The 18488-nt window shown below is 71.5% G+C and carries 7 protein-coding genes; 1 reads left to right on the top strand and 6 read right to left on the bottom strand.

Annotated features, from left to right (window positions below):
* Nucleotides 1-56: 56 nt before the first annotated feature.
* A complete protein-coding gene (locus AACL56_RS33775) occupies nucleotides 57-1757 on the bottom strand; it encodes a ShlB/FhaC/HecB family hemolysin secretion/activation protein (protein WP_339095037.1) in 1701 nt (566 codons plus the stop codon).
* 396 nt (nucleotides 1758-2153) lie between these two features.
* Between AACL56_RS33775 and AACL56_RS33770 the strand changes: the two genes are divergently transcribed.
* Entirely contained in the window at nucleotides 2154-2519 is a 366-nt protein-coding gene (locus AACL56_RS33770; protein WP_339095035.1) for a hypothetical protein, read from the top strand.
* Between the two features lie 85 nt (nucleotides 2520-2604).
* On the opposite strand, the gene AACL56_RS33765 is transcribed toward AACL56_RS33770, so the two are convergent.
* The 5 genes from AACL56_RS33765 to AACL56_RS33745 all read right to left on the bottom strand — a co-directional run bounded on the left by AACL56_RS33765 (nucleotide 2605) and on the right by AACL56_RS33745 (nucleotide 18218).
* Nucleotides 2605-3168, bottom strand: a complete 564-nt coding sequence (locus AACL56_RS33765; RefSeq protein WP_339095033.1) for an RNA polymerase sigma factor — start codon at nucleotides 3166-3168, stop codon at nucleotides 2605-2607.
* 13 nt (nucleotides 3169-3181) lie between these two features.
* Entirely contained in the window at nucleotides 3182-15712 is a 12531-nt protein-coding gene (locus tag AACL56_RS33760; protein WP_339095031.1) for a filamentous hemagglutinin family protein, read from the bottom strand.
* 180 nt (nucleotides 15713-15892) lie between these two features.
* Complete coding sequence (locus tag AACL56_RS33755) at nucleotides 15893-16915, bottom strand: FecR family protein (RefSeq protein WP_339095029.1); 1023 nt, start codon at nucleotides 16913-16915, stop codon at nucleotides 15893-15895.
* Nucleotides 16916-16951: 36 nt separating this feature from the next.
* Complete coding sequence (locus AACL56_RS33750) at nucleotides 16952-17488, bottom strand: RNA polymerase sigma factor (protein WP_339095027.1); 537 nt, start codon at nucleotides 17486-17488, stop codon at nucleotides 16952-16954.
* A 13-nt stretch (nucleotides 17489-17501) separates the two neighbouring features.
* Complete coding sequence (locus AACL56_RS33745) at nucleotides 17502-18218, bottom strand: secretin and TonB N-terminal domain-containing protein (RefSeq protein ID WP_339095025.1); 717 nt, start codon at nucleotides 18216-18218, stop codon at nucleotides 17502-17504.
* Nucleotides 18219-18488: the final 270 nt, after the last annotated feature.

The raw sequence follows: 18488 nt of genomic DNA, 5'->3' as shown, positions 1-18488 counted from the left end.
CTCCGGAAAACTCGTAGAGAGAAGAAATTGGGAAAGAGGAAGCGGAAGCCGCGCGCTCAGTAGTTCGCGGTCAGGCTGAAATTCACGTTGGCGTCGTGCCGTTTGGTGCGGGGACCGTCCTTCAGCGGATAGCCGAAATCGACCCGGCCCGAGAAGTACTGGCCTACCTTGAAGGTCGTGCCCACGCCCACCGAGGCGAGCTGGAACTTGTCGGCCTGCTCGGGCAGCGGACTCTTCAGGCGCAGCCGCGCGGCATCGACGAAGCCGTACACGCGCCAGTTCTCGACCCAGCTGCCCAGGAAGGTCAGCGGCTGGCTGCGCAGCTCGAGCGAGCCGACCACGCCGTAGTCGCCGGTGGCCTCGGCCGAGAGGTAGCCGCGCACCGAGTTCATGCCGCCGCCGGCGATCTGTTCGCTCGACACCAGCGGCGAGTCGGTCATCTGCGCGTTGACGCGGAAGGCCAGCTGCTGGCCGCCGTCGAAGGTGTGCGTGCCGTTGAGATCGGTCTTCAGCACCATGAAGCTCGGCGAGGACTTGTAGCGCTTGTAGTCGAAGGCGGCCCAGTCGCTGCCGTACTTGAACGAGCTGCTCGTGCCCACCACCAGCGACAGGCCCACGCCGTACTGGCTCTTCTCGGTCTGGCGAAGGCCGGTGTACGACAGCGTGATGGGCGCGTACTTCAGCGGCACCGTGTCGCCGGTGCTGCCGAGCTGCAGCGCTTCCTTGTTGTTCTTGAAGTCGACGCCCACGCTGAACGCGTGCCACCAGTTGCCGGCGTTCGGCATGGTGTAGATCGCCTTCAGCCCGAACGAGTGGCCCTTGCCGAGCACGCTGGTGCCGCCCACGGTGGCCACGTTGCTGTCGGACACGTAGGCGTTGCCCTCGACGGCCCAGTTGATGCCGGCGAACGGCGCGTTGTACGAGGCCGAGAACACCTTGGTCTGGCTCAGGTCCTGCGGCGCGCCGAAGAAGCTGATGGAGGCGCTGTGGCCGAGCTGCCAGAGGTTGTCGTGGCCGAGCGATGCGCTCGCGCGCAGCTTGCGCGTGTCGGCGCTGTAGTCGTTGTTGAGGCCCACGCTGGCGCGCCACGGGTTGCTGTCGTCGACCTTCAGGTCGACGTCCATCGTGCCGGGCATCGTGCCCTGGCGCACCAGCGGCATCACCTGCCGCTTGGGACCGCGGTTCAGCGCGGTGAGTTCGGTCTGCGCCTGCGTGAAGTTCGGCACCGAGCCTTCCTTCAGCGCGGGCACCTGCTCTCGAACGTCCAGCGGCGAGCTGTATTCGGCCCCCACAACGCGCACGCGGCCCACGCGCGTCTCGTTGACCTGCAGGAACACCACGCCCTGCGTGACCTGCTGTTCGGGCAGGTCGACGTAGACCGACTCGTAGCCCGCCGCCTGATAGGCCGCGAGCAGCGCGTCGCGCGCGGCCTCCACGTCCTTCAGCGTGCGCTCGGGCCCGAGGAACGGCGTGACCGCCTTCTCGATGGCGCGTTCATCGAGCACGGTGTTGCCGCGCACGATGTACTCGGCGATGTCGACCTTGCGCACGGATTCCGCCGATGCGGGCGCGGGAGCGGCCGAGGGTGCGCTCGCGTTCTCGGGCGAGGGTGCGGGTGCGGAGTTGCTCGCGGGTGCGGTGGTGGCCTCGGGCGCGCTCGCCTGCGCGAAGACCGCGCCCTGCGCGCCCATCGCCATCACCGCCAGCCACACCGCCCTCCAGCATGTCGGTGGACCGTTCTTCTTCATGTCGTGCATCTACAGCTCGTTCTAGGGAATGAATCGCTGTGCAGCACATGATGGAGAGTCTTCATGTCGCTGCTGCGTACCGCTATCTAGACGCGCGGTGTTCGCGGCGACTGCCGTTTGTCACAAAAACTTCATTGAAAAAGTCATACCCGGGCGTTTCGCCTGCCTAAGAAGAAGGGCCTCCGAAAACAGGCCCTGCGCTTTCGACGCCGCGATGGATGGACGGCGGATTTCTTTCACCGCTTTGCGACAGTGGCGCGCGTTGCTCGTGCACGCATGCAGCGGTCCTGCTCTCTTGTTCTCCTGCTTCCGCGCGGGGGCGAACCGTCTTCCGTTCGACTTGTGCCGTGCATAGACTTGCCGGCTTCACGCATGCGGTCGGCGCACGTCAACGTGGGAGGTGGGATGGGCAGCTTTCGTTTGTGCGGCATGGCCGCAGTGGCCGCGCTCGCTTCCGGCATCGGCTTGCCGGCACGCGCGGCCGATGCCGCGCCGGCACCCGCGTCGTCGTGCATCGAGGTGACCGTGAACGGCGAGCGCGTGCCTTCCTACGACTGCATGACCGACAAGCTTCGCCCGTCCGCCGCAGCACCGGGCGCGGCCGGCCAGGGCCTGGCCTCGGAGGCCATCGTGCAGCGCCCTTCCAACCAGCTCGGCCTGTTCAACCGTGCCGCGACCGAACACCGCATGGGCAACACGTTCGGAACCTCGGTGTACCCGCAGCGTCCGCCCGCCGCGGTGCCGTCCTCGCCGCTGATGCCGGCGCGGTAGGCGTCGCAAGGGCGGCCCTTCGGCGGGCGCTCGTTCCTTGCGCGCCCGCCCTCCCCGCCTCGCGCCGCCGCTTCAAGCCGTCGTTTCAAGCCCGCGCGCACGACGCACCGGCCGACACGGGCAGGTGAAGCAGTGCCTGCCGCATCATGGTGTCCACCCTGCGCAGCGACATGCCATGGCGCACCGCGACCTCGTGCCGCGTGAACTCGTGCACCCGCAGCGCGACCAGGATGTCCTGGTGCCGGTTGGGCAGCCGCTGCATCGCACGGTCTACCGCCTTCAGGTCGGAGCGCGCCTCGGCGATCAGTTCGGGGCCGGGCGAATGGTCGGGCAGGTGTTCCAGCGTGTCGTTGGCGTCGCCCGCGTACTGCCAAGGCCGCTCCGCGCGCAGGCGGTCCACGGCAGCGTTGCACGCCACTCGAAAGATGTAGGCCACGGGGCTTTGCACCGGGGCCTCGACGCGCGGAGCGGCCAGCCGCAGCCAGGCCTCGTGCAGGCTCTCGCTGGCGGCATCGGCGCAGCCCAGATGGCGCGCGAGCCGGCGATGCAGCTCGGCGTAGTTCTCCGCCAGCAGGGCCCGGAAGTCGGGCAGCGAGGCAGGGTCGAGCCCTGCGGCCTCGCCGCAGGGCGCATGCATGAGCGTGGTCATGGCGCGGCCGTAACTAGCGTCCGCGCGGCAGGCCGCGGCGCTCGCTGTCGCTGAGCCGCGCGATCTGCGCGTCGGTCAGCGCGCCATGGCCCACCATCTGGATGAAGCCCGACGGGTCGTAGCTCGCCTGCTCCGCCGGCGTGCGCCGCACCTCGCTGCCGGCACCCGGGCCCGCGCCGCCCGCGGGCTCTTCCCCGAAGCCCAGCACGCGCACGGTGAACACCGAGGGCAGCGCCTGCCGCTGCGACGCGCGCTCTCGCTGCAGCACGTCCTGCGCAGCGGCCGCGGCCTGCGATGCGGCCGCGCTCGCGTTGGTGAGCGCGCCGACGTTCACCGCCGCGATCGTCGGAATGCCCACCGACTCGCCCTTGACCGCGATGTTGGCCGCGTTCACCACCTGCAGGGCCGCGAGGTTCACGTTGCCCGACACGCGGATGCCCGCCTCGCCCGCGTCGATGGTGCCCAGCGGCGCGATCAGGTCGATGTCGCCGGCCGGCACCTCCGGGATCGGCGCCAGCGTGGCGATGCCCGCGCCGGTGCTCGGCACGTTCGACGACAGCGTGACGTTGCCCCACTGGTCGTACTCGCGCTTGGGCGGCGTGTAGACCACCGTGGTCTTGGAGCCGCGCCCGGCGTTGATGTCGCCCTCGGCCGACCAGCCCAGGATGTGACCGCCGAAGGTGGTCATGATGCGGCTCTGGCCCAGCAGGATGCTGCCCAGCGAATACAGCGAGATGTCGCCCGCGCCCTGCGTGATGACGCCCGGCGTGACACCGCCCTTGGCCACGGGCGCGTCGCCCTCGATGCCGAACAGCTGGGCGCCGCCCGGGGTCAGCATCTGGATGCCGCCGCCGAACAGCGTGTTGACGCCGCCCGAGCCGTACATCGTGATGTCGCCGCGGTAGCTGACGGCCTTGCCCGTCGCGTCGGTCTCGGGAAACAGCGCCGCGGTGGCATTGCGCCCGCGCAGGTAGCTGCCGAAGCGCTTGCCCTCGGTGTCGTTGTACTCGCGCCCGCCCGCCTTGAGTTCGGCGAAGTACACCTGCCGCGCGAACACGCGCTGCTGCGCGGCCGGCAACGCGTCGAAGAAGGCCTGCGCCTCGTTCGCCGTGCCGTCGAAGCCCAGGCCGTTGCCCTTGTCGGACAGCCATGCGAACAGCTCGGCCTCGTAGGTCTTCACGACCTTGCCGGGCTGGTCGGCCAGCGCCGCGCCGCTGTCGGCAAGGTTGGCCGCGCCGAGGTAGCGGGCCAGGAAGCCCGCATAGTCCGCGCCCTGCGCACCGGTGCCCGCCATCATCACGATGCTGGCGCCGGGTCGCTTGTCGCCCGGCGTCACCGGGCCCAGGCTCATCACGGCGGCGCGGTCTTCCATCACGATGTTGCGGCCCGCGCTCACTTCCAGCGTGCCGGGGCCTGCCACGTTGAAGCTGCTGTAGAGGATGTCTCGGCCCGCCACCACGCGCGAGACGTCCTGCGCGTGGTTGTGGATCGCCACGTTGCCGGTGGACGCCGCGCCGGTGTTCAGGCCGCTGCCCAGGCTCACTGTCGTGGGCTGCCCGAGCACGGTGCCGGCGCCCACGATGTCGCGCCCGGCCATCACCCAGGTCGGCGCGGCGGCCTCGTACCAGGTACGGCCGTCCTCGCGCGCCAGGATCTCGCCGCTGCGCAGGCCCACGATGTCGCCCGTCATCGCATAGAAGCGCGAAGGTGTGCGCGGCGCGTCGGCGGCGGTGCCCGCATAGGTTTCGGGCACGAAGGCGAACAGCCGGAACGGATCGGTGCGCGTCGCCATGCGGAAGCCCTCGGTGCCGATGTTGCTGGCCACGCGCGTGTTGTTGTCGAACCCGGAGAACGCGGGGTGCAGCGGGCCGGGCATGGCCGCCGGGTCCGCGCCCGACTGGTCGATGGGGTAGCGGCCCATGAAGAGCGAGTCGCCTGCCAGCATCTCGAGCTGGCCGCTGTGCGACGGCGCGAGCAGCAGCGATGTCATCGACGCGAAGTCGTTGACACCGTCGCTCGACGAGTTGGCGGCCGCGCCGCTGTAGATGCTGCCGCCCGGGGCCACCGCGCGCAGGATCGCCGGATAGACATAACGGTAGTCGCTGGCCGACACGTTGGCGCTGGTCATCGACGAGGTCTGGGTCGACTCGCTCATCTGCGTGCTGGGGGTCAGGTTGCCGCCGGCGGAGAACAGGTCGATGGCGGTGCGGTCGGTCCACAGCGAGAACCAGCTCAGGCCGCCGCCGCCGTAGGCGCTCGAACCCACGCTGAAGGGCGAGCTGTTCTGCAGCTTCACGCGCCCCGGGTCGGCCGCCGCGCCCACCACGAGGTTGCCCAGCGTGTCGATGCGCATGGCCGAGTCGCCGGGAACGAGCACCAGGCCGCCGGTCGATTCGGCCCGGGTCGAGCTGAACGGGTCGAAGGCGCGCGGGTCCTTCAGGTCGCGCCCGCCCAGGATCATGCCGCCGATCGAGCCCGCGCTCAGCTGCGTCGCGCCGCGCAGGTTGATCAGTGCGCCCTGAAGGTCGTGGTTGGGAACGAAGGAGCTGTTGGCGTTGCCGCGCGCCAGTTGCGAGCTGTTCACGCCGCCGCCGATGCGCATGTCGATGTCGCCGCCGCCGGTGAGCACGAGGCTGCCGTCGTCGGCCACGCGCCCGGTGCTGCCGACCGCCACCACCAGCCCCTGGCTGCGCGCGGTGCCCTTGCGCTCGAGCATGCCGGCGTTGCCGCCGGCCTCGATCTGCACGTTGCCGCCGCCGAGCGCGCCGAAGCCGGTGAAGCCGACCAGCGAGGGCTTCACGTCCGCGCCGAACGCGCCAGAGGGTTCGCGGGCATAGCTGCCGAAGTTGATCCACCACGCCGTGGGCAGCTGCGCGCTGCCGTCGCCCTGACGCCAGAGCCAGTTGCCCACGCCGACGGTGGACTTCTGCGACACGTCCTGGGTCGTCGCGGTCAGCATGTCGCTCGTGAGGTTGCCGCCCGCGCGCACCGTGAGGTTGCCGCCGCCATCGGGAAACCACGCCTGGTAGACGCGCCCGTCGCCGGCCACCAGCGATTCGTAGTCGGCGCCGCCCGTGCCCAGCACGCTGGTCGCGCCGTTGGCGTTGCCGCGCGCCTGGTTGTGGCGGGCGTCGACGCCTGCCGACTGCGTGCCGGCGGTGTACATGCCGTAGAGCGAACGCACGTCGATGTCGCCCGAGGCGATCAGGTCGAGGTCACCGGTGCCGGTGCGCACCACGCTCAGGCTCTGGCCGTGCACGGCGATCGAGTTCATGGCCGAGCCGTAGTCGATGCAGGCCTCGGGCGTGAAGTCGCAGATCGGCAGGTACTCCTCCGGCACGGGCGTGCCGCCCGGGAAGTCGTAGCCGTTGCCGGGCGCCCATGCGATGCCGGTCTTGGTGACGCAGTCGTTCGGGTCCAGCAGCTGGCACAGCCACTCGTCTTCCGCCGTCACGGGCTGTCCCGAGGGCATGCCCCACGCGTTGTTCTCCGACCAGACCAGCGTGCCGCCGCCCTTGGTGGCGGTCGCACCGTAGTGGGTGTCGGCCAGGCGCAGGCTTCCGGCGTTCGCCAGCGCGATGCGGGTGTCGGCGGCGCCCAGGTCGGCGCCGGCTACCAGCCGCACCGACCACGATTCGCTGCCGGGCGCCAGCATCGGCGCCAGCGCCCAGTTGCGCCCGCGGGTGCCGTCGCTGGCGGGGCGCAGTTCGATGAAGCCCACGCCGTCCTCGAGCACCACCCGCGTCGTCGACGGAATCAGCGCGCCGCGCTGCAGGTCGAGCGCGCCCCTGAGCAGCACGGTATTGCGCGGCACGCCGTTCTCGAAGGCGAACGGCAGCGGCACGCCCTTGGGCCACAGCATGGCGTTCAGCGCGGTGCCGCTGGCCAGCAGCATGCCGGCGCCCAGTTGCGTGCCTGCGGGCAGCACGACATCGCTCTTGAGCAGCGTGCCGCGCGCATGCAGCAAGGCACCCGCCGCGTCGCGCACGTCGGCGGCCAGCACGGTGCCGGCGGCCAGGGTGATCGGCTGCGCCAGCGTCGCAGGCGCCGGCAGGCGCACCCCCTCGCCCAGCGTCAGCGCCTGCATCGGCAGGTCGTAGTTCAGCGTGGCGCCCGACGGAAAGCTCGTGCCGTCGGCCACGCGCACGTTGCCGATCGGCAGCACCAGGTCGCCGTTGTAGGGCTGCACGCCCGGCACCAGCGCCCAGCCGTCTTCCTCGGGCGTGAGCGGCGGCGGCGCGAAGCCGTCGTTGATGGTGCCGTAGACCTCCATGTTGCCGGCGGCGCGCAGCACCAGGCTGCCCGCCTCGCCCGAGCCGTACACGCCGGTCTTCTGCGTGCGCGGGTTGAGGCTGGCATAGCGGTAGCCCGACAGGTCGAGATCGCCCTGCACCACCAGGTCCCTGTCGGTCGCGATCTCCACGCCGGGGCGCAGGTGCAGCGCGTCGGCGTAGGTGGCGTTGTTCAGGCCCGCGAGCTTGCCGTGCAGCAGCGCGCCGTTGGCGAGCGCGGCGTCCATGAACTTCGTGCTCTGCACGTGCTTCTGGTCGAGGTAGGCCTGCGTGATCTCGCGGTAGGGGCGGCCGCTGATCGAGTCGAGCCCGTCCTTGATGACGGCCAGCGGATCGGTGTCGTCGTAGCGCCAGACCGCGTTGAGTGCGATGGAGCGTGCGCCGTCGATGGCCAGGCTGCCGCTGGCGTCGATCCGGATGTCGCCGCTGGTCTCGCCGGTGCGCGCCGCGTACAGCTCCAGCGTGCCGCGCTTCTGGCCGTCGTGCTGGCCGGGCTGGGTGCCCACCGTGGCGCCGGTGCCGTGGCGCAGGTCGATGCGCGCGCCGCCGGCCAGCGTGAGCACGCCGTCGCCGCCGTTGAGCTCGACCATGGCGCGGTTGGGCGCGTCGATGATCTGGCCACGGCTGTCCACGCGCAGCACCGTGCCGTGCGCGTCGAGCACCGCGGCGCCGCCGATCGTCAGTCCGTGCTTGCCCGCCAGGCGGATGCTGCCCACGCGCTCGCCGCTGGCGTCGATGGTGCCCAGCACCGTGAGGCTGCCGTTGTCGACCGACACGTTCACCTCGCCGGCCTTCAGGCCGTTGCCGATGGCGAGGTCGCCCTGCTTCAGCTGGAAGCTGCGGTTGCCGAACACCGCGCCGTCGTTCAGGCGCTGGTTGAGGCTCGCGAACTGGTCGTCGAGCGTGCCGCCGTCGCCCAGGCGCTGCGCGCGGATGTCCACGCTGCCCGCCTTGAACGGCACCAGCGTGCCGCCGGCATCGTAGTGGCCGCTGCCGGCGCCGAGGATGCGGCCCTGCAGGTCGACCACGCCGGCCGACGCGTCCAGCGCCACCGCCTTCAGCGTGCCGGCGCGGTTCTGCTGCGCCGACAGGTCGATGGTCGCGCCGGCCGCCTGGCGGATGCTGCCGGCCCGGCTCTCGAGGTCGATGTCGCCGCCCCAGCTGTACTTGTCGAGGTCGTTGAAGGCCAGCTTGCGGCCGCCCACGTCGAGCAGCGCACCGTCGGCCAGCGTGATGTCGCCCTGCGCCTTCATCGTGAGCTTGCCGGTGGGCAGCACGATGGCGGTGTCCACCACGATGTCGCGCGCCTCGAAGGAGAGGTCGGCACCCAGCGCCTGCACGCCCTTGGCCAGATCCGCGCCGCGCGCGCCGCCTCCGGGCGCGCCGATGCGCAGGCTGCCGCCGGCCGTGATGCTGCCGACCGCGCCGGCGTCGCCGGTGAGCAGCGGCGTCGATATCTCGAGGTTGCCGCCGCTGTAGGTGTAGCCCTTGCCGGTCTCGTACGCGCCCTGGCTCTGGTAGACCGCGAGGCTGCCCTTGCGGCTGCTGGTCAGGCGCTCGCTGGCACCCAGCTTCACGGTGGAAAAGCCGAGCGCGAGGCGCGCGTCGTCGTCCTGCCCGTTGTTCACCGCATGCGGCATGTCGCCGAGCTCGATGCGCTCGGCCTGGATGTCGAGCGTGCCGCTGCCCGTGCCCGCGCCGCCGCTCGCCACGGTGCCCGGCGCCTGCGTGGCGCCGCTCCAGATCAGGTTGCGCGTGCGGATGGTCGCCACATCGCCCGCCGAACCCGCGCCGTAGATCGCCGGGGTGCCAAGCACCAGCGTGTCCAGCCGCGACTTGCCCGTGGCCGGATCGATGGTGTCGAGCGTGACGTTGCCGTAGAAGTTGACGGCGTCGCGTGCCGTGAGCGTGAGCGACTCGAGCGCCGGCGCGCCGGTGCTGCTGTCGCCGTTCAGCAGGCGCTGCAGCACCTCCTGGTTGAGCGTGAGGCCGCTCGCCAGTACGCCGCGCGACTGCGCGTCGGCCAGCGCGGCGGCCGAGCCGGCGTTCACCGCGCCCACCGCCAGCGCGAGGTGGCGCGTGCCGTAGCGCGCGGCCTCGTCGAGCTCGAAGCTGCCGTTGGTGGCGGCCGTGATCGTGCCTTCGGAGTACAGCGTGGCGTTGGCGCTGCACGACGCGCTGTTGCACACGCCCAGCCGGATCGAGCCCTTGCCCGCGGCGGCAGGCGCCAGCACGTCGAGCCGGCCGTTCGACACGGCCAGCAGGTTCGACGTGTCGGGCTGGTAGACGAAGCCGTCGGCCGCGTCGTAGATGGCCGCGCCCTGGCCCAGCGTGGAGATGCCGGCGCCGGCCTCGACGGCCATGTCGCGGCGCGTTGCCAGGAACACCTCGGGGGCCTTCAGCAATGCGCCCGCGCGCAGCGTCACGTCGCTCGCCACGTCGTTGAAGCCGACATAGCGCCCGCTCTGCCCGTAGACCACGGCGGGCCGTGCGCCGACCACCAGCCGCTCGGCGTGCAGGCCGTTGAGCGTGTCCGCGCGCACCGAGGCGCCCTCGAAGCCCGGCGTGCGCGATTGGCCAGTGCCCACCACCTCGATCAGGCCACCCAGCAGCACGGCGCTGCCGCCGCGCCCGCCCTCGGCCGCCTGGAAGCGCGCGAGGCCCTCGAAGTCCAGCGACATGTCGCTGCGCCCGGCGCTGAGCACGAAGGTCAGCGAACCGGCATCGGCCGGCAGCACCGCGCGCGGCACACCCACGCGTGCGGCGTCGGCCCGCACGAAGTCGGCGTAGCTGGTCTCGTTGTATTGCGAGTACGTGCGCAGCACGTCGGCCGAGGTCACGATCACCTGCGTGGGAAGGCTGTCGCGCACGCCGGTGCCGGCCACCGACAGCTGCCCGGTGCTGGCCCAGGAACCGTTGCGCATCGCCAGCGCCTGCCCCGCGGGGCCGACGCTTTTCGCCGCGCCGTTGAGCTCCACGCGGAAGGCGCCCGGCAGCAGCGCATAGGTCGAGGGCATCAGCGTGTAGGTGCCCGCGGGCAGCCCCGGCACGCCGGCGCCGATGGTGATCTGCCGGCCCACCGCGATCGGCGAGGCGCCCGCCGGGCCGGTGGCCGGCGCGGCCACCGGCTGCACGCCCGGCACGATGGCTAACACCGCGTTGGTGGACAGCGAAGGCAGCGAGAAGCGGCCGTCGGCGCCGACCTGCATCAGCGGATGCAGGCGCGCGTCGGTCGAGCCGCCGCGGCCCGCGATGAAGCCCGCGCCCGCGAGCTCGCCGCCGCCCGACATGTCGAGCAGCGCGCCGGCCTGCACGTCCACGTGCTCGGCCCCCAGGCGGATGCCCGCGCCGCCGCCGTCGCCCAGCAGCCGCACGGCGCGCCCGCCGTAGCTGTAGTCGATGCCGTCGGTGGTGCCGCCGTAGGGCATGACCAGTCCGGCACCGCTGACCGAGGTGATGCTGCCCGGCAGCAGCGCCACGCGCAGCCCGCCCTGCTCGAGGTCGGTACCCAGGCGGATGTTGCCCAGCGGCGCGCGCAGCACGCCACCCTGCTCGATCACGGCGGCGCCGAACTCGAGCGCGCCGAAGGCCGAGGACGGTACGCCGGCCGGCGCCTCGCCGCGGCGCTCGATGCGCAGCGGGCTGTCGGCGTCGAACACGGTGCGCAGCAGCACCGGGTCCATGCGGTAGCCCGCGTTCACCACGGCGATCGCGCCGGTCTCGGGATAGAGCTGCGCCGCCGCGAGCGTGAGGCCGCCGTGCGTCCACAGGCGCGAGCGCGCGTCGTTGTCGTTGGCCAGCAGGAAGCGGATGTCGCCGTCGCTCGCCAGCTCGACCTTCTCGAAACCGCGCCGCTCCACGTGCACCGGCGTGAACTCGCTCTGCATCGCATAGCGGCCCTCGGTGCCGAAGGACAGGCTGTTGCCCAGGTCGAGCAACTGGCCGGCCTGGACGGAGAACACCGCCTGCGAGTCCAGCGGGGTCATGCCGTGCAGCATGCGCGGGCGCAGGATGCCGGTGGTCGCGTAGTACGCGCCCGTGCCCGACAGCTTGACGTAGGGCGCGGCCAGTTGCACGCGCGCCGACGCGCTCGACGACTCCGCGAGCGACAGCGAACTCGAGAACAGCGTGAGGCTCTGGCCCATGCGCAGCGACACGTCGCCGTCGAAAGAGAGCTGGCCGTTGGCCAGCAGCGTGAGGTTGTCGAAGCCGCCGGCACCCAGCCGGTCTGCCGACAGCGTGGTCTTGCCGTAGCGCAGCGCCGCATCGGCCTGGCCAGGCGCGAGGCTGTCGGCCAGCAACGAGGGCTGCGCCTGCGATTGCGACACCACGAGCTCGCGCGGGACGATCGCTTCCTGCTGCGCCCGGGCAAGGCCGGTGGCGGCATACAGCGGCGATTCGAGCGCGATGTCGAGCGACCCGCCCGCCGCCCCCGCGCCGCCGGCCGCCGCGCGCAGCGAGCCGTCGATGTGCAGGCCGAGGTACGAGCTCAGCGAGATGCGCCCGCCGTCGGTGGCGACGTTCGTGGGGCCGAGGCCCGGCACGTCCAGCAGCGCCTGTGCGCCCGAGGCGTCGAGCTTCGCGCCCGGCCGCACGATCAGGTAGGCGTCGGCCGAAGTGGCGGTGGCCAGGTCGTGGTCGATCGCGCCGCCCAGCACGATGCTGCCGCCGCGCTCCACGCTGCCGTACGTCCGCCCCTGCGCGTCGGTGGCCGTGTGGGCGTGGCCCGACACGTCGAGCACCGCGTTGTCGCCGATCCAGATCGAGCGCGTGTGCACCTTGCCGTCGGCGTTCGGCGTGAGCTCGGCCACGTCGAGGAAGCCGTATTGCTGCTGCCGCACGTCGATGCTGCCTCCGTGCGCGACCAGGGTTCCGTCGACCGTGATCTGGCCGGCGCCGCGCAGCGCGATCGTCTGGCCCGGATCGACCTCGATGCGCGCGCCGCGCCCGATGGCGAGCGTGCTCGTCGCCGGATCGATCTCGGTCAACGTGCTGCGGCCCGCCTGCAGGGTCAGGCTCGCGCCCTTGCGCTGCTGGAGCACGGCCTTGACCGGGTCTTCCTCGTGGAGCGGCGGCGTCCACAGCGCGAGCGCCTGCGCCGCGGCCGCATCGCTCGCTATGCGGCGCGCGTCGTCACGGAAGCGGTACACCGGCATGTTCACGACGACCTGCGTGCCTTCGGCCACGGTCAGCCCTTCGCCGCCGGTGACCTCGTAGGCGGAAAAGCCCTTGTCGAAGAAGTTGCCGCCGAGCACCAGCGTGCCGGCATCGGGCGTGTCGGTGCCTGCCGGCGCGTCGGAGATCAGCACGTTGCCCGCCTGGATCGACAGCGTGCCGCCGCCCGCGACGCCGTGGCCGCGCAGCTGCGCGCCGGGATCGATGCGCAGCGTGCCGGTGGGCGTGGTGGTGGCGAGCGTCACGTTGCCGCCCTTGCCGGCCTGCGTCTTGCCGCCGGCACGCATGACCGCGCCCGAGGACACATCGATCTCGCTCGCGTCGTGCAAGGCCACGTCGCCAGTGCCGCGGATCGACACGCTGCCGCCGTTCGCATAGGCCACGTCCTGCGCGAGCGGGTCGAGCTCCGTGTTCCGCCACAGGCCGCTCGCATCGAGCTTCACATGCTCCGCCAGCGCCACATGGCCGCGCGGCGCCCTCGTGTTCACGATCGACTCGAGGGTGTTGCCCGTGGCCGGCTGCGCGAGCACGTTGCCCAGCGCGATGCTGCCGCCATGCGCGGTCAGGTTGGCCTGCACCGCGACGTCGTTGCCGTACAGCGTGATGTTGCCGCCCGCAGCCACCTGCAGGTCGGCATTGAGCTCGATGCGTTCGCGCGCAGCGATCCGCACGGCGCCCAACCCCAGGCTGTTGAGGTGTGCGGTGTCGAGCAGCAGGCGATCCTTGCGGTCGGCTGGCAGCGCGGTGCCGAAGTCCAGCGCCGCGGCGATGCGCTCGTTCGCGTCGCCCATCTCCCTGAGCTCCACCCGGTCCAGGGCGGCGCTCAACAGGTAGTTCGTCGCGCCCGTGCGCCGGTCGAACATCGGCGTGTAGTCGCCGACGATGAACTGGCCACGCCGCGAAGCCGCGTCGTGCGACTGGTCGTAGCCGTCGAGCGCCGCTTGCGGCGCCTGGGTCTGGCGCAGGCCCTGGAAGGCCTCGGCGGTGATGCCGCCTTCGATCACCGCCGCCTGGGTGCCGACCACCAGCCGGCCGGCATCGCGCCCGACCGTGTAGCCGTTTTCCAGGCGCTGCTGCGGGCCGATCAACGGGTTGTAGAAGAAGCCGGTGGTCTTGTCGCCCCAGCGCTTGTGCTCGTCCTCGAAGCCGCGGTAGAGGCCTTCGTAGCGCTGGTCGCCCGGCGCCTTCGAGACCTCGTACAGGCGGCCGTCGGCGCCCTTGAGCCAGGTCTGGTGGATGAAGCCGGTCTGCACGTTGAGCGTGCCGCCCGAGAGATTGATGCTCGAGCCGGCCTGGGTCACGACCTCGGCGCCACCGAAGCTCACCGTGCCGCCCTGCGCCATCCATTCGCTGGCGGTGTGGCCCTCGGTGCCGAGATAGCCGCCCACCTCCAGCAGCCCGCCGGCGGTGTACCAGCGGTCGCTCGTGTAGCCGTTGGTGCCCTTGGGCACGAAGACGAGGCTGCGCCGGTCGATCCACACGTCGTTGTTGTTGAGGCTCTTGCCGTCGCGGTTGAGCGGCGCATCGCGCTGCTCGTTGCCCTGCACGTTGACCTTGACGTTGTTGCTCTCCATCGCCAGGCTGACGCCGACCGCGCCCGAGACGTCGATCTGCGCGCGGTCGCGCACCAGCGTGCGCCCGGCCGCGACGACCGCGACCTGGCCGCCCGTCGCGAGTGTCAGGGAGTCGGCCTGGAAGTCGACCGTGCCGCTGCTCGCGATCTCGATGCGCGACTGGTCGCGGCGGTCGCTCACCGCCACGATCTCCGGGCCGCTGGCCAGCACGGGGCCGCGCAGGCCGTCGCGCTGGCTGTCCAGCGCGGTGGTCTTGCCGTCGTCCTCGATCACCACCGCCGTGGCGGCGCCCTGCCCGAGCGCGACCGTGCCGCCTTCGCCCACGGCCGAGAGGTGGACGGTGCCGCGGTTGTTGACCGTGCTGGTGGCCAGCGCCACGCCGTTCTGCTGCACGTCGCGCCCCGCCAGCGTCACGTCGCCCTCGCGGGCGACGATCGATCCGGTGTTGACGACCTTGCCCGCGAGACTGCCGGCGGCGAGCTGCGGCGTGACCTCGTTGCCGCGCGTGGTGGAGGCCTGGTTGCCGCCCGTGCCCGCTCCCTTCCTGATGAGGAAGCTGTCGCCGGCCGCGAGCGCGGCCTGCCCCCTGGGCGTGGCGATGTCGCCGGCGTTGTGCACTTCCTGGCCGACCAGCAGCACGTAGCCGCCGCCGTCGGTGGAGATCGTGGGAGTGCGCGTGGCGATGCGCGCGCCGGCCTGTACTTCCACCTTGCCCTGCGCGTCGGTGAAGCTCGGCGCGGTGCCCGCGCTGTAGATGCCGCTGGTCCTGAACTGCTCGTCGCTGATCTTCGCCGCCGCGGCCACGAGGTTGCGCGTGTCGGTCTGGCTGCTGCCGCTGAACACCACGCCGTTGCGGTTGGCGATGAGCACCGTGCCGTCGCCCCTGATCTGCCCCTGGATCTGCGACGGCCGCGCCTGCGGGTCGTTGACGCGGTTGAGCACCGTCCAGTCGGCCTGCTGCTTGAAATCGACGGTGGTGTTCCTGCCGACGTTGAAGGTCTCCCAGTTCAGGATGGCCTTGTCGCCCGTCTGCTGGATCGCGACGTTCGTGCGGCCGTCGGGCTGCTGCGACTGCACCGGGGCGTTGGCGTTGGCCCAGCCCGCGGTGAGGCTCTTTGTGTCGACCTTCAGGCCGCCTTCGGCCAAGCCGTCGGGCACCGACGAAGGGTCGTTCTGCGCGGCTGCGCGCGCCGCGGCCTGTGCCGCCTGCTGCGCCGCGATGCCGCGCGCGGCGAGGTTCAGGTTGCTGATCGACTGCTGCAGCTGCTCGTTGGCGCGCTGCTGCTGCGCCTGCGGGCTCGTGAGCATCGACGCGGGCATGCCGTTGGGCAGGCGTCCGGTGGCGGCGGCCGCGCCCTGCGCCATGTTCTTCTGCGCCATCCACGCGGGGCTGAACGCCTGCTGCGCATGGGCCGGCACGACGGCCGTGGCGGTCGTGCCGGCGGCCAGTGCCATGGCAATGGCCTGCACCAACGGCGAAATGCGGAAGCTCCTCGCTGGCATGACAGCGTCCGTCCTGCGGCTGTCATGTCTCTCGTATGTGTTCATCTGGCGCCCGGTAAAGAGTGAAGTGCACGGGCACTGATTTCGTGGCCCTTACTGGACAGACAGGACGGCGCAAACAAAACCGCTAACTTTTTCAATCCTGACCGGCGCCTGAGGCCAATCGTGTTGTCACAAATATCAGCTAAGCACCAGCACGTGACCGGGCAGGGTGCGCGCCGAGAGGTCGTACGAGCGCTGGATCTGGAGCAGCACCGTGTCGAGCGATGCGATGGCGAAACGCCCGCTCACCGGCCGGTCGGCCAGCGCGCGCGCCAGCAGCACCACGCGGCCCGGGCGGTAGCGGTTGATTTCCGCGACGACATGCGAGAGCGGGGTCTGGCGGAACACCAGCACGCCGGTGCGCCAGGCCGAGATGTCCGCGCCCTGCACGGCGGTGGCGCCGCCGATCGAGGCCGCGTCGTACACCACCTGCTGGCCCGCCAGCAAGGTGCGCGCGCCGGCCCCATGCGTGACCTGCACGCTGCCCTCGATGCAGGTGACGCAGGCGCCGCCGTCGATGTAGCGCACCTCGAAGCGGCCTGCCTGCGCGTCGCTGCGGCCCGCGCCTGCGACCACGCGGAACGACTGGCCTCCCATGACGGAGGCGCCCGATGCCGGAGAAAGCTCGACGGCCGCCTCGCCGGCGATCAGGTCGATGCCGACCGTGCGGCCGTCGAGCGTCTGGCGCTGCACGCTGGTCTGCGTGTTGAGCACCAGGCCGACGCCATCGGCCAGCGCGACCGAACGCTGTTCGCCGGTGGCGGTGCGGAAGTCGGCGTTCCATTCGTTCACCGACGGCCACAGCGCGAGCGGCGGGTACACGGCAGCGGCGACGCCTGCCGCGCCGGCCGCGCCTACCGCGGCGCCGAGGAACGCGCGGCGCGCGAGCACCGGCTGCCGCGCCGGCTGGCGCATGGCCTGCCGGTGTTCGGCCAGGAGCTCCGGCTGCTGCGCCGTCGCCTGGCCGATGGCCGGCTCGAGCGCCTTCCACAGCCGCCTGGCCTCGGCGAAGGCCTGCGCATGCAGCACGCTCGTCTCCCGCCAGCGGCGCAAGCCCTCGAGGTCACGCTGCGTGGCCTTGCCGGAAGTGAGACGGCGCAGCCACGCCTGCGCCTCGCGCTGCAGCTGGGCTGTCTGCTCGGGATCGACGCGGATGCTCATATCCATAAGACGGTTGCGGGGGCGGCGAACCGCATTTTATTTTTCATGGTCTCCGCGCGCATCGCGGGGCCGGCCCATGCGGGCCGCGCAGAAATCGTGCGCATCCTTCAGTTCCTTCTCCACCGTGCGCAGCGAGATGCCGAGCCGCGCGGCCACCTCGCGCTGCGGCAGGTGCTCCCAGCGGACCATCACCAGCACCTGCCGGCGGCGCGGCGGCATGCGCGCGATGAGCGCCGCGAGCGCCGCCATCTCGGAGCGGTCTTCGGCAATCTGCGCAGGGCCTGCGGCAGGGTCAGGCGCCTCGTCGAGCAGGGCGTCGATTTCCTCGGACGTGGCGAGCCGGCCCTGCTTGCCGAGTTCGTCGTAGGCCAGGTTGACGGCCATGCGCAGCAGGTACGAGGCGGGGTCGCGCACGCCGTCGATGTCGTCGCGGCTTTCCAGCCGCAGCCAGGTGTCCTGCAGCGCGTCGCCCGCCCGGTCGGCGTTGCCCAGGCGGCGCGCGAGCCGCTGCTTGAGCTCGTCGTAGCGCGAGACCAGGAAGTTGCGCAGCGCCGGCAGTGCGTTCTCGGGCATGGCGGGCGTCGCCTCAGCGGTGCGCCGGGCATTCGAGCCCAGGCGTCTGCGAGCGCGGCAGGATCAGCATCGTGAGCGGCTGCGCCATGTCGGGCGGGGGCGGCCGGTCGATGCGGATCTGGCGCAGCGTGTCCAGGATCGCGCCGTCGCGCGCGCGGTCGCCGCTGGTGTGCAGGAGGAAGGCGTTGGCGATGCGCCCGGTGCCGTCGATCACGAAGCGCATGGCGGCGCGATAGCTGCCGGGCACGGTGCGCGGATTGGCGCAGAAGGCTTCCCAGATGCGGGTCTGCACGAGGCCGTCGTAGCGGCGGTCGGGCGGTGCGGCCGGCGGCGTGGCCGCATCCTCGCCTGCCGCGCCGGCGGGTGCGCGTTTGAGCACGAAGGCCGTGGAGGTGCCGGTGCCCGAGTAGTCCGCCACCAGGCCGGTGCCCTGCAGCAAGGCGTGCAGCGCCTGCGCGGGCGTCGCCTCGGCCCGAACGGCGCTCGATTCGCGCCCTGCGACGAGCGTTGCGTCGAAGAACACCGGCAGGCCGGTGCGCAGGCCGTACTGCTCGAGCGCCGCGTGCAGCGGCTGACGCGGAATGTCGAACGACAGGCGTGCCGCGCCCTGCCCCTCTTCCTTCGCCACGGCCTCCTGCGGCTGAGCGCGCGCACTCACCGCGAGCAACGCCATGCAGCCCGCGAGCGCAAGGTTGGCCAGTCGAAGAAGAAAGGGAAGGTCATGCCGCATGGATTCGAAACGCCCGGCGAAGGCCGCCGCCCGGGGGCATGTCGAAGTGGATGCTAGGGCTGCTTCATGACGGTCGAGTGACTCGGCGCGGCGGTGACGTCGTCGAGACTCCGGCGCGCCGGTTCATGGCGCCAAACAGCGACACCAGCAGCAACAAGTTCCGCATCGTGCTGGAGCCGACCGCCGTATTGCTTGCGCTACGGCAACAGACGCTGCCGCCGTCCACGCCACCTGACAGGGCGATCACCAGAAATTTCGACCGTGCTACTT

The sequence above is a fragment of the Variovorax paradoxus genome (assembly GCF_902712855.1).
Taxonomy (GTDB): Bacteria; Pseudomonadota; Gammaproteobacteria; order Burkholderiales; family Burkholderiaceae_C; genus Variovorax; species Variovorax paradoxus_Q.
This window is presented reverse-complemented; position numbering and strand designations above follow the sequence as displayed.